The organism is Ensifer sp. 22521, assembly GCF_052044795.1.
GTDB lineage: Bacteria > Pseudomonadota > Alphaproteobacteria > Rhizobiales > Rhizobiaceae > Ensifer.
Genome location: NZ_JBQENM010000014.1, coordinates 148157 through 161053, shown reverse-complemented (window position 1 = coordinate 161053; position 12897 = coordinate 148157). Strand labels below are relative to the sequence as shown.

Annotated in this window: 8 protein-coding genes; 3 read left to right on the top strand and 5 right to left on the bottom strand. The window is 62.0% G+C overall.

What is annotated here, in order from left to right:
• From ACTJKE_RS22175 to ACTJKE_RS22165, 3 genes are all read left to right on the top strand, one after another.
• A partial coding sequence (locus ACTJKE_RS22175) for a DUF5801 repeats-in-toxin domain-containing protein (RefSeq protein WP_440692403.1) occupies positions 1–1463 on the top strand: 1463 nt, incomplete at its 5' end.
• 61 nt (positions 1464–1524) lie between these two features.
• A complete protein-coding gene (locus tag ACTJKE_RS22170) occupies positions 1525–3291 on the top strand; it encodes a type I secretion system permease/ATPase (protein ID WP_440692401.1) in 1767 nt (588 codons plus the stop codon).
• 3 nt (positions 3292–3294) lie between these two features.
• The gene (locus ACTJKE_RS22165; RefSeq protein ID WP_113512319.1) at positions 3295–4833 is read left to right on the top strand and encodes an HlyD family type I secretion periplasmic adaptor subunit; all 1539 of its coding nucleotides are present in this window, start codon (positions 3295–3297) and stop codon (positions 4831–4833) included.
• A gap of 204 nt (positions 4834–5037) precedes the next feature.
• Here the strand turns inward: ACTJKE_RS22165 and ACTJKE_RS22160 are convergent, their stop codons facing one another.
• The 5 genes from ACTJKE_RS22160 to ACTJKE_RS22140 all read right to left on the bottom strand — a co-directional run bounded on the left by ACTJKE_RS22160 (position 5038) and on the right by ACTJKE_RS22140 (position 12735).
• On the bottom strand, positions 5038–5898 hold the full coding sequence (locus tag ACTJKE_RS22160) for an efflux RND transporter periplasmic adaptor subunit (RefSeq protein WP_162764656.1): 861 nt from the start codon (positions 5896–5898) through the stop codon (positions 5038–5040).
• A gap of 4 nt (positions 5899–5902) precedes the next feature.
• Complete coding sequence (locus tag ACTJKE_RS22155) at positions 5903–7879, bottom strand: preprotein translocase subunit SecA (protein WP_440692398.1); 1977 nt, start codon at positions 7877–7879, stop codon at positions 5903–5905.
• A 20-nt stretch (positions 7880–7899) separates the two neighbouring features.
• Entirely contained in the window at positions 7900–8721 is an 822-nt protein-coding gene (locus tag ACTJKE_RS22150) for a SapC family protein (protein WP_113512323.1), read from the bottom strand.
• Between the two features lie 110 nt (positions 8722–8831).
• Positions 8832–10979, bottom strand: coding sequence for a peptidase M50 (locus ACTJKE_RS22145; RefSeq protein ID WP_440692396.1), 2148 nt, complete (start codon positions 10977–10979; stop codon positions 8832–8834).
• 10 nt (positions 10980–10989) lie between these two features.
• Positions 10990–12735: an HlyD family efflux transporter periplasmic adaptor subunit gene (locus ACTJKE_RS22140; protein ID WP_440692394.1), complete on the bottom strand. Its 1746-nt coding sequence runs from the start codon at positions 12733–12735 to the stop codon at positions 10990–10992.
• Positions 12736–12897 lie beyond the last annotated feature (162 nt).

Below are 12897 nucleotides of genomic sequence, written 5' to 3'. Positions count from 1 at the left end.
AGGGCAGCGTCAGCTACACGCTGTCGGGCACCGACAACGCGCAGACGGGGCTGTGGCTCACCGGCGAGTCCGGCGCGGCCAACGAGATCCGGCTGTTCAAGGTCAGCGACACCCTGTGGGAGGGCCACAAGGGTGTAGTGGGTGGCACGCTTGCCTTCACCGTCTCGATCAACGGCTCGACGGGCGAGGTGACCCTTACCCGCAGCAGCGCGACGCTCGAGCACACGACCGACGGCAGCAGCGCAGCAGCGCATGACGACGCGCTGACGATGGCGGCCACCGCCAACCTGTTCGTGGTGCAGCACATCACCGACGGTGACGGCGATACCGACAGCGCGACCGCGGTCAACCCGTTGACGCTCAAGTTCGAGGATGACGGGCCAGCCGTCACGGTCAATGACACCAGCGGGACATACGCGGCAGGTGCCGAAGGGACCTGGTCCGACGACGATCCCGGCAGCGACGGGTTCGCGTCGCTGAGCGTGACCTTTGACGGCTACGAGATCGACGCCAACGGTGCCCAACCCGGCAGCGCGCTCACGCAGACGGGCCTGGCCTTCGACGGATCCATCACCGACGACTTCAACGGCGACGGGATCGACGAGACCGTGGAGTTCACGCTCACCTTCAATCGGGCGGCCAACACCTACGACCTCGAGGTGACGACTCCGCCTACGACCATCATCACCTTCGACACCTCGCAGGGGTCGCTGAAGGCCGGCGGTCCCGACGCGGTGCAGACTCTGTTGTTCGGCGGCAGCGAGGCGGGAGCCGACGACATCGTGTTCTTCGGCGTCGTCCCAACCGCGCCGTTCGAAAACGGGACCCCACCCCCCGCCACTAACGACATCGAGGATCTCGTTGTTGTTGGAGCCACCGACCTGACGGAGGGGCAGATCGAGGCGCTGCTCCCGCTCCCAGGCCTGATCACCCCAGGGACGCAGATGAACGTGTCGACCTCGGGCATCGGCGTCAACAACAACAATCTCAACGGCGCGGATCAGGGCGCCGGGACTGGAGCGTTTGCAGGCACCACGATCACCTCGGGCGACGAGAGCTTCGTCGTCAACCCGGAAAAGGTGGTGGACAAGGTGACGGTGTTCATCGACAACTCCGTCGGCGGCTATAATCCGGCCACCGAGGATCTGTATTTCACCGTCTATTTTACCGACGGGTCCGTCCAGGCCCCGGTGAAGGTCACGGCCGGCATGCTGACCCCGGTCACCTCAGGCGTGGCGTCGGGCGGCGTTTCCTTCGAGATCGATGGCGGGGCCAAGCAAATCGACGCGATCCAGCTCACCATGGGGAAGGGAACCATTAAGGTCCCAGTGATCGCGTTCTCCGTCGAGCAGGCATTCGAACCGGAACCGCTGAGCATGGACTTCACCGCGACGTTGTTCGACGGTGATGGCGACAGCAGTTCGGACTCGTTCACGATCGATCTTGCCGAGACGGTCGTCTGACACGGTGGCGNGCGGGCTCGCACCCTTCCCAGCAGAGTATTCAGTCACGGAAGGTCATTGAATGCTACCTCATACAAGCACCACCTGTCTCGCGGAGGTCATGGCCGCTGTACGCCGGGAGATACCCCTACTGGTTGTGCTGAGTTGCCTTCTCAATCTACTGCTCCTCGTCGCCAGCATTTACATGCTGCAGGTCTATGACCGGGTGCTGTCAAGCGGATCTCTGGACACGCTCCTGTGGCTGACGCTGATCGCGATCTTTGCCATCGTAATCTACGGTGCGCTCGAGCAGGCAAGGCGCGTGGTTCTCAGCCGCGCCGCCGGCTGGCTCGACGGCGAACTCAACGTGCCGATGCTGAGGCGCGCCATGGACGTGCGGCTCGCCGGAAAGGAGGGGCGCGCCGGCACCCGCGACGTGGCAGATCTGCGGACCTTTTATGCAGGCGACGCTGTCCTCGCCTTTCTCGACATGCCCTGGAGCATGATCTTCCTCGCCTTCATCTGGGCTCTGCACCCGGCACTGGGCTTGGTCGCCACGGCCGGTGCGGTCGTCCTGCTGGGGCTCGCCTTGGCAAACGACGCCTTGACGCGGGACCGGCAGAAGCGCGTCGCAGCCGTCACCAAAACCCACCAGGAGAATGCCATGCGCTATGTCGATGCTGGCGAGACGATCGCGCCGCTCGGCATGGCGCAGGCCGTCTTCGAGCGCTGGCGCCGTCGTCAGGCCGAGGTGGTGGCCGAACAGCAGCTATTGGCCGATCGGACCACCACGATCCTTTCGATTTCGCGCAGCCTCCGGCTGATCCTGCAAATTGCCATCCTGGCTGTCGGCGCCTACTTCGTCCTTCTCGGCGAGATAACCGCGGGCGCCATGGTTGCAGGCTCAATCGTCATGGGCCGGGCGCTCGCCCCGATCGAACGGGCGACCGGCGCCTGGCGTGCCTTCGTCGCAGCGCGGAGCGCGCATGCAAACCTGAAGGAGCTCTTCGCCGGCACGTCACGCGATGCGTGCGACCGCGTCGTCCTCCCCCGCCCCAAAGGCGGGCTCGCTTTCGAGAACGTGGTCTATGTCCCTCCCGGCAGTCAGGAACCGGTCCTCAATGCCGTCAGCTTCGCGATTCAGCCGGGCGAGAACTGTGCCGTAGTCGGGCCATCCGGCGCTGGCAAATCAACCCTCTGCCGCCTCGCTGTCGGCGCTTGGAAGCCAACCAAGGGTCACGTCAGGCTCGACGCGGCGGACGTTTTCGACTGGGATCCGGAGGATCTCGGTCCGCATATCGGCTATTTGCCGCAGCAGGTCGAACTCCTGCCGGGCACTGTGGCCCAGAACATCGCACGTTTCGGTGAGGTGGACAGCAGCGCGCTGATCCGGGCGGCGCAGATCGCCGCCGTGCATGAACTGATCCTCTCATTGCCGGACGGCTACGAAACCGAGATCGCGCTGCACTCGCAGCGTATCTCATTGGGCCAACGGCAGCGCCTCGGTCTTGCGCGTGCCTTGTATGGCGATCCGGCCTTCGTCGTCCTGGATGAGCCGAATGCGAACATGGACGAGGCCGGAGACCGAGCTCTGATCGAAGTGCTGACGACACTCAAGCAGCTGCGAACGACCGTCTTGATCGTCACCCACCGGGCTTCGGTGCTGAAGTGCGCGGATAAGGTCCTGGCACTTCACAACGGCATCGTTGCAGGCTTCGGCCCGCGCGAGCAGATGGTGCGGCAGGTACAGCCGGCCGGATTGACGGCAGCGAGGCCCTTGCAGGCTGTTCGTCCCGAGGAGCCATCGCAGGTCCTCGGCGGTGAGAACCGCCTTTCCGCGGGGGAATGAAGCATGTCTGATCAGGTGGATCTCAGCGTTGTTGTTAGCAACGTCCAAATGCAACTATCCCACGCCATTGACAGGCTTCTGGCCGGTTATGCCGCGATGATCGCCGCAATCCGTGACCAGTTGTCGCTTGCCGGCATCACATTGAGCGAAACAGCCATTGAACTCATCGTTTTAGCTATTGCAGCAGTCACTGTTTTCGCCCTCGCGCGGATGCTGCGCTTTGGCATGCGCCGCAGCGCCGAAAAGTCGTCAAACGCGCTCGCGGCTGCCACCAGGATGCCGCGACGTCTGGCGCTCCTGACGATAACGCTGTTCCTTCTGGTGCTGGGCGGCTGGTCAGCCCTCGCCCCTCTGGCGAGCTCGGCCCTCGCCCCGGGCGTCGTCAGCCCCGACGGCTATCGCAAGACCATTCAGCATCTCGAAGGCGGGATCATTCGCTCGATCCACGTCCGCGAGGGTGACGTGGTCAGGGCTGGAGATCCGCTGATTACGCTCGATGGCACGAAGGCGAGGTCCCTCGAGGCGGAAGTCCGGGAGCGACTTGTGCACATTCTTGCGACCGAGGCCCGACTCGAGGCCGAGCGGACCGACGCTGCCGAAATCAGCTTCCCCGACCTTCTCATCAGCAACAGTTCCACGGGCCTGCAGCGATTGATGGAGGGGCAGCGGCAATTGTTCGTGAGCCGGCGTGCAGCGCATCAGGGTCGCATCCAGATCTTGGAGGCGCGCATTCGCCAACTCGAGGAGCAGAACGCTGGCCTGCGGGAGGTGATCGCCGCTGAAGCCGAGCAGATCACATTGGTTAACGAAGAAATATCGGCCTCCCAGAAACTTCTCGAACAGAACCTGGAGCGCAAACCGCGACTACTGGCTCTCAAGCGTCATCGTGCCGATATCGTGGCCGCGAAGGCAGCCAACCGCGCCAAGATCGCCGAGAATGCACAAGCCGTTGGAGAAACCAGGCTACAGCTGCTTACCATAACCGAAGAGCGCCAGGAAAAGATCGGAGCGGAGCTCGCCGAGATGCGCCGGATCCTGGCGGAACTCAAGAGCCAGCTGCCGTCGCGCGAGGACATACTCAGGCGCACTGTTATTCGCGCTCCGCTTGCCGGCACGGTGATGAATCTCCACGTCACGACGGAGAGCGGCGTCATAGAGCCAGGACAGCGGCTGCTCGACCTCGTTCCGAATGACAGTGGAATGGTAATCGACGCCCGGGTTCGACCGACCGACATCGAGCGCATCCGGCCCGGCATGTCCGCCCGCGTCATTCTCACGGCTTATCGGCAACGTAGCCTGCCACTCATTCATGGCAAGCTGCGCTCGATCTCTGCGGATGCGATAGCGGATGAGCGAACGGGCGTGACCTATTTCCTGGCGAAAGTGGCGGTCGCTCCGGCGGACCTCGCAAAGCTCAAGGACGTAAACCTTATTCCCGGCATGCCGGCCGAGGTCATGCTTATGGACGGTGAACAGAGCCTTTTCGCGTACCTTCTTGCTCCGATACTCGACAGCAGCCGGCGAAGTCTTCGCGAGAACTGAAACTGGGCTGTTGGTCCTTGATGAAAATACCGTGAATGCGGAAATTCGCCCGAGATACTCATGGGAGGTAATTCGAAATCTAAAGAATCTTCGGCAATAGATTGTAAATAAAATAGAATATCAGAATTATCAGGTGTATCCGCAAACCGGTCGCAATCCTGTTGATGCACGAGCAGAGCAAGAGAATCGACCGAATGTTCGCCGTTATTCGAGATTTGCGGCGTCGCCTTCGAAGCTCACCGTGCAGCGATGCCCGGCTGGTATGTAATTGTCCGGATTGGGGAGCTCTATCCGCAGCCCGAACGTGCCGCTTGCGGCATCCAGAACCTGATCGATCACCTTGATCTTGCCGGTAAATCTGCCCTTGATCGGGGCCTTGGGCAGCACCTGCGCATTCATTCCCACCCGCAATTTCCCGAACTCGCTGACCGGCATGAAGGCTTCGACATAGAGCGGGTCGAGCTTGGCGATGGTCGCCAGCTTGCCGTCCTGATCCAGATATTCGCCATCGAAGAGCGACCGTTCAAGAACGACGCCACTGATCGGGCTGCGAATGGTCCTTTGCTCAAGGACCGTCTGCGCCCGGCGCAGTTCCAGCTCGGCGCTGCGTTTGCGGGTTTCCGCCGTCGCGAGTTCCTTCCTGATGACTTCCATTTCGGCAAAGGTCTCTTCCAATTTGTCGGTGGAGGCCACGTTACGCGCGAGAAGCGCCTCGGTCCGCTTCATGCGGCTACGGGCTAGGTCGAGGCGCGCCTTCTGCGCTTCGATTTCGGAGGTGCTCGCGGCCTGCTCGGACATCAGCGCCACGGTCGCCTGCTCCGTATCGGCGTGAAGTCTGGCAATGACCTGGTTTTCGGTCACATGGTCGCCGCGCGCGATCAGCACCTCTTTCAAAAGGCCCGGGACGGGGCTGCCGACGCGGACGACGACGGAGGGATCGATGACGCAATCGAAAGCTTGCGCCGAAGGAGGCAGCGCAGCACAAAGCGAGGCGAGAGCAGCCAGCATCCGCCCTGCCCTGCTGCGCCTTTCCGGTCGTTGTTCGGCCGTCTTGTCTTTTGTCATAGCGTCACTCCGCCAAGCCTGAAAAGGCCAGCAATGTGCCCAGGCGTCGATCCTGGGCCAGAAGGTTCTTTCGGTCCTTGGCATGCGTTCGTTCCGCCCGCTGCTGGGCCAGATCGAAAAGCAATAGCCGGGCACGCTTTCCGCATCGACCGAGCAGACGCAGCGGCTGCCAGGGAATGAGATCAAGCAGCGGGTCTTCCAGAGACAGGATCGCTTCCGTGCTTCCCGGGTCCCCCTTGCGGGCGGTTCGTCCCTCCATCTGCCTGTCGATGCGCCCCGCGTCATGTCGTTCGCTGAGCAAAACGTGAAGGCCACCCAGCGCGAGAGCCTGCGGGACCACGGCGATGTCGACGCCGCGGCCCGCCATGTTGGTGGCGACCGTCACCCGACCGACGCCGCCGGCCTGCGCAATGATCTCGGCCTCCTCCGAACTCTGTTCTGCATTGAGCACCCGATGCTCGATCCCTTGCCCCTGCAGTACGACACTCACTGCCTCGGAGGCCGAGACTGAGCGCGTCGCAATCAGGACCGGGCGGCCGGCGGCTTGCAGTTCCTGGACGCGTCGCACGATCGTAAGCCATTTGTCGTCGAGCGTGGGGCAAATCGTCGTCGGCAGTTTCGTGCGCCGTGAGGGCGCGTTCGGGGGAATGCGCATGACCTGCAACCCGTAGACATGCCGGAGTTCTTCGGTAATTTCTCGTGCGGTTCCCGTCATTCCCGCCAGGTGGAGGTAGCGGCGGAAAAACCGCTGATAGGTCATCCTCGCCATTGTCAGCTTGCGGCTGGTGATCGCGCAGCCTTCCTTTCCTTCGACCAGTTGGTGCAGGCCGTCGCTCCAGGAGCGATCGGGCATCACGCGGCCGGTATACTCGTCGATGATCTGCACCTTGCCGTCGCTGACGAGATAGTGCTCGCCCTTCCTGAAGAGCAGCAGCGCGACAAGCGCCTGGCTGGCAGCCTCCTCACGCCGGATGCGATTGCGCCAGATGCCGCCGATCGCCTCGGCACGTTCTGCAAGCTTGGCCTTTCCGGCTTCGGTCAATTCCAGCCTGCGCTCGTCGACCAGCAGCAGATAATGGGTCGGCTCCTTGAAGCCGTCGATCAGCGCGAAGGTCTGCTCCACCCATTGCCGCTCGCCGTCCGCGTCCGTTTCTTGGGAAATGATGAGCGGCGTTCTCGCCTCGTCCACTAGTACGCTGTCGGCTTCGTCGACGATGGCGAAATGCAGTCCACGCATGACAAAAGGTGGCTCTTGGCCCCGGCGCTCGTCCAGCATGCGGTTCACCTTCGCGTGAACGGGCCGTGGCTGGCCGCCGAAAGTGATGCGGTCGCGCAGATAGTCGAAGGCGATTTCCTTGTTGCTGGCATAGACGATATCGCACGCGTAGGCGGCCGGCCGATCCGGTCTTGGCACAGTACTGTTGACGAGGCCAGTCGTCAGCCCAAGAAAATCGTAGATGGGGCGAAGTATATCCCGATCGCGCGCCGCCAAGTAGTCATTGACGGTGATGACGTGGACTGGAAGCCCGGCAAGCGCCGCGATCGACGCCGGCAGGCCGGCGGTCAAGGTCTTGCCCTCGCCCGTGTCCATCTCCGCCACGCGCCCCTTCAGCATGGCAAGGCCGGCAAGTATCTGCACGTCGAGGTGGCGCAATCCGATGGTACGCTGTGAAACTTCGCGCACGATCGCAAAGCCGAGACAAATATTGGCATCGGTGAGGCCATGGCACCGCAGCGCCGCACGGACCTCGCTGATGCGCGTAGCGAGCCCCTGCCTGGTTTCGTCGCCCAGGGCTGCTCCCGCCGCATTGATCTTCTGGACAAGTTCCCTCAGATGGCGCCGGTGCAAACGACCGGCAACCATCTGCGGAACGCTGGTTACCATCTTCTCGATGCCGTCAAGCCAGTGCTCGGGTCTGTCCTGGCGTTCGGGGTAGACGACCAATGGAGGCGGCGACCAGCTCGGGACGAGAATATTCATGGTCGCTTGCCCAATCCGCCTTAGGCGCTCGCTTCCTCGACGGGCGCATCTTGGCCGTTCCGGTAGCTCTTCGGCTGTTTCGGTACGGCGGGCGGAGCGTCTCCCTTACCGGCAGCATCCACGGCTTCGGGCATGCGCTCCAGCATGCTGGAGAAATGCCTGAGCGAGTGAAGATGCAGGTACGTGCATTCCAGCTCGTCATTGGTGAACATGGCCTGCAGGTCTTCGCTTGCCAGCGCTTTCAGCTTTTCACGGTTGACCGTCATGAATCCGGAAAGCGACCGGCGTTCGCCGCTGTTGAGGTTGAACTGGGCCTGCATCGGCTGCAGCAGCCCCAGTGATTTCAACCGCTCACAATACTGGCGGGTTCGCTGGTGTCTTGCCTGATAGTCCTGCAGGAAGCCGAGCACGCTCTTCAGGTATTGGGTTTGCTGTCCCTCGCTGTCGAACAGGCGCTCGCCGCGGCCTTCGCGATTGAAGCCGTCGAAACTTTCGTCGATGTGAAGGATGAACGTCTTGCCGCTGCGGTCCGTTGAAAAGACGAACGGATACCGGCGCACGAACGCCGGCACATATTTGCCGAGCCAGGCACCGTCGTCGCCGACGAAGAGGTTTTGCGTCTGCTGGGCGCCGAGAACCACCGCAGGTGTCACCGTGTCGTCCGTGCCGGCAAAGACGATCGGATATTCGGCGGCAGCCTGAGCAAATTCGATGGCCGTCACCGGAACCGAGTTCACTTCTTTTGCGAACTTGTACGAAGTTCCGGTTTTAATTGACACATCCTTATGGCGATCTGCCGAGACAGGATGCACGTCTTGATAGAAAAGAAGTTGCGCTGTCATGGTGGTTTCCTCTAGTATCTTGTAAGTGTCACTCAGGTATTATAAAAGGCAATCGCCAGATTTTTACTCAGGCTAATTTGATCGAACACTTTATTAGACTTCGTGTCCAGTCAAACTTTAAATAAACGCAGGAATATCTGTCGCGTTGAACGATAAATTCTACTGGCGACGGGCGAGGACCCGTGAGAGAACCTCACAAAGACACGCCCACCTATTCGAGGCACGGTCGGGCTCTCGGTCAACATCAGGTCGAGATGCAAAAGATTGGCAAGCACCCGCCGCTGTGACGTGTCGCGGGGGTCGAGCGCAATGGCGCCGCCGCCGGCGGTGCTGAGCGCCGCATTGGGCAATGTGTCGGTTAGCGCCGGAACCTCGCGGACAACGACCGCCCTGTAGATCTTCGAAAAATCCTCGACGAAGCGCAGACTTACGTCCCGTGTTTGCGAACGGACAAGGTCGGCGTCCTCCTCCGGGACGATGACCCGAATGGTTGGCTTGTCGAAGTGCGCAACGTAGGCGATCACCTTGCCACGTCGCACGAACTTGCCGGGCAGGTCGCGATCGTCGGGCAGGATCAGCGTGCCGCTCGATGGTGCTCGGACGATCAAATTCTCCTGCCTTTGCCGTGTCAGGTCGAGATCGGCACGCGCAAGCCGCAATTCCTCCTTGACCATGCTCGCATGGGCAAGATCCGACAGATCCTGCTTGGTAAGACGCCGTTGGAGCTCGGCGACACGCAGTTGCAGCAGGTCGACGCGCGCCGACAGCAGCGGATCCTCCTGCCGGATCAGTGGATCGCCAGCCTTGACCTCAGCGGCGGGTGCGGCGGCGATTTCATCGACCGTACCATCGGTCTGAACATGGACGATTGCATCACCTGGCAACCATACGATCCCCTGTACGACAGTCGCGTGCGGAATGGGCAACACGAAGACTCCCAGCGCGACTGCGGCGAGGACGGAGCCGACCACTGCGAATGCGCGGCCCCGGCTTCGCCGCAGGAGCGGGCTCGTCAGCAGGAACCAGAAAGCCTTTGCCAGCGGCACTGCAAACATCAGAATGAGCGCCCAGATGGCGAGCAAGGTACCGACGATGAAAAACTTCTGACTGACGAGCGCGATGATCGCGCCGGTGACCACAAGGCGGTAGAAGAACGCCGAGACGCCGTAGAGAACGAACCAGAACTCCTCCCCAGGCGCCGTCGCCGGCGAATTGACCGAGCCGATCTTGAAGGCGTAGCGCTGAACGAGATAGGCGAGATATTTATTGGCCCGGCTCGCGAGGTTGGGTATCTCCAAAAGATCGCTCAGGACGTAGTAACCGTCGAAGCGCAGAAGCGGGTTGCCGTTGAAGAGCAAGGTTGACACGCCGCCGATCAGCATGACGTTGAAGGCGAAGGCCCGCACGAGCCCCTCCTGCGCATTGACCCATACGATGAGGGCGACCGCGGCGAGCGTCATTTCCACGAAAATGCCGGCGGCACCGACGAGGGCGCGCTGCCACTTGCTGGCAAAAGCCAGGCTGTCGGATGCATCGACATATGGGACCGGCATGAAGACCAGCATCATCGCACCCACCTCGTGGACATCGCCGCCCCATCGCTTGACTGCGTAGGCGTGCCCTAGCTCATGCAGGGTCTTGATGAGGGGATAGGCGATCAGCATCAGGAAGAGGTTCGACGTTGACAGAACGCGGTCGGTCACATTGGCGGTCAGCGCGTTCCAATTCATGCCGGCAAGAACGGCGGCATAGGCGACAAGACAGATGAAGACGAGCGCGCCGAACCATGAGAACAGCACCCGGCCGACAATGGCGGTGGCGTTCAGAAACTCGTTCGGGTCGAGAAGGCCAAAGCGAATGGCGAGGGGATTGCCGAAACTCATCAAGAGCTTGCGATTGCGCGCCTTCTTGCCGCGCTCGGCGATTTCATTGATGTCGGGCGGAACATTGCCGAACAGGACGTCCGCCGCGTGCAACTGCCCGAGAAGCTGGATGACCTCATCCTGGGTCACGACCTTGTCGGTGAGCTTGTCGCAGGCGATGTCCCAGATCGCCTGCATCGTCCGGTGGCCATCCATCAGGCTGATGATGAGATAGGTCTCGGGCGTGAAGCGATGGAAACGCCCGGATGTCCGGTCCTGCAGCACGTACCAGAGCTGATCACGAAAGACCGTGCGGTGGATGCGTACATGGCCGCGCAGCTTCAGCTTCAGTTGCGCGACGCGGTACCAGGATGAGCTGAAGTAGGACCGTTCCATGTCCGCGCCCTCACGGCATCCAGCGCCACGCGGCGAGATAGGCCCATTGCACCATCTTGTCGGTGTAAACGCGGATCAGGAGCCGTTCGTCGACGGCGGTCTTGGCAATGCCCTCCATGCCGGGCCGGAGCCGATCGCTCAGATGATCCAGAGCTGCTTCGACCTTGAAGAAATTGTGTCCCTCCTTCTGGGTGGAAATCGCGGTGATCTGCTCGATCCGATAGGTGAGCGTCTCCTGCGGAAGCGCGGAAACCCGCAGGACTCCCTGGCGGCCGATCTCGACATCGTCAATGTCGCTTTCATCGACTTCGAGGATGACGCGATAGGACTCGAGCGGTGCGACCGTGAAGAGCTCCTGCCCGCGCTCGACCGCAGCGCCGATCGACTGGCTGAGGTCGCCGTTGACGACATAGCCGTCAAAGGGAGCGAGCAGCCGGGTGCGCTTGAGCTGTTCGTCGATCAAAGCGAGCTGGGCGTCGGCCTGATCGATCTGCGCCTTGACGATGAGCGCTTCGGCCCGTTCGTGCTGCATCAGCGCCCGGTCATATTCGGTCGTCTTCTGCTGTCGGGTGGTCGTCAGCCGAAGCCGTTCCAGTGTCAGATCCTGGTCGTCGAGCTGCGCCAGGATCTGCCCCTGTTTGACCACTTCGCCGGCCCTTGCCGACTGGCTGGATACATAGCCGTTGAATGGCGCCACGACCGTTCGCTGGATTGTACCGCGCACGACGGCCGAAGACGTGACGGAGTATTCCGTCGTGGCCACGCTGAAATAGGCGGCCAGGATGACGGCAATCAGCGTCGCGAGCTTGCGGCCGAAATAGCCTGGGCCCAGCAGGCGCCGCAACTGGTTGCCGGCGGCCTCCCAAAGCTTCACCAAGACGTTCCTGTCGTTGCGGCGTTTTTCCTCAAGTAACGGTCCGACGACCGCTGCCACTGCATCGCACAGGTCGACGGTCGTCTCGTCGAAGGCACTACCGCGTGGGCGCTGCAGCGTCAGAGCGCCCACGATCTGATGCCCAGATTGCAGGGGGATCGTCAGCACGCCTCCGCACTTGTGCGTCTCGACCAGCTCTTCGTGCGCCCGAAGGACACGATACTCCCAGTGCTCCTGCGGCGGGTAGAGAACGATGGCGCGCTGATCGACAGCCTCGTCCATCGCCGCGCCGATGTCGCGAATGATGTTTACTTTGTTGCCGAAGCCTGCCGCATGCGAGACCGTCGCGACACGACATCGCCGTCCGCGGACGAAACCGACGCTGACAGGGTCGCAGGCAAGCCGCATGGCGAGTTCCGTCACGAGCGCGGTGGCCGCTTCGGCGAAACCTTTTGCCTCGATCACCGCGGCAAGCATGTCGAAGGCCAGCCTGTTGCGTTCGCTGATTTCTTCGTTTTCGACTTGGAGCTGGCGCCTCAGCAGGACCTCGACCCAGCCGGAGGCCCATTGCACCTTGCGCATCACCGCGTTGATGGCAGCAGGCTCGACGGAAAGCGAAAGCGCGCAGGCGCCATACAAGCGCTCGTTGACGATCAACGGCGAAGCGATCAGTTGCACCATACGGCTACCGGTCGTTCCGGTGGAGATGCCCTGGCGTTGGCTCAGCGCCCTCTCGGCGGCGGCCGTCAACCCCTCGTCGGCGGCCCTTTCCGGCCAGAAGGCGATCGGCGTGTAGGGCCCGGTGTCCGGTTCCCCGAGCATGACCATGCCGCTGGCGACGCCTGAGATCTGCCGGCAGAGTATAGCCAGCCACGTCTCCATGAATTCGTCTGGCTCAGTCGCATTGCGGAATTTTTGCCAGAGTGCTTGATCCAAAATAGCATACTTCACCGCCCCCGGGCCTTCGACCGGGGGCGGTGGTGCATATTCCCTGGCGATGTGATCAGTCATGCCGGCACGCGGTGGCCAGACAGTTTACTTGCA

What these genes read in the sequence shown, in the direction of transcription:
- ACTJKE_RS22155 (WP_440692398.1), bottom strand. Translation starts at nt 7,879, where the DNA reads ATGAATATTCTCGTCCCGAGCTGGTCGCCGCCTCCATTGGTCGTCTAC.
- ACTJKE_RS22140 (WP_440692394.1), bottom strand. Translation starts at nt 12,735, where the DNA reads ATGGAGACGTGGCTGGCTATACTCTGCCGGCAGATCTCAGGCGTCGCC.
- ACTJKE_RS22145 (WP_440692396.1), bottom strand. Translation starts at nt 10,979, where the DNA reads ATGGAACGGTCCTACTTCAGCTCATCCTGGTACCGCGTCGCGCAACTG.
- ACTJKE_RS22170 (WP_440692401.1), top strand. Translation starts at nt 1,525, where the DNA reads ATGCTACCTCATACAAGCACCACCTGTCTCGCGGAGGTCATGGCCGCT.
- ACTJKE_RS22165 (WP_113512319.1), top strand. Translation starts at nt 3,295, where the DNA reads ATGTCTGATCAGGTGGATCTCAGCGTTGTTGTTAGCAACGTCCAAATG.
- ACTJKE_RS22160 (WP_162764656.1), bottom strand. Translation starts at nt 5,898, where the DNA reads ATGACAAAAGACAAGACGGCCGAACAACGACCGGAAAGGCGCAGCAGG.
- ACTJKE_RS22150 (WP_113512323.1), bottom strand. Translation starts at nt 8,721, where the DNA reads ATGACAGCGCAACTTCTTTTCTATCAAGACGTGCATCCTGTCTCGGCA.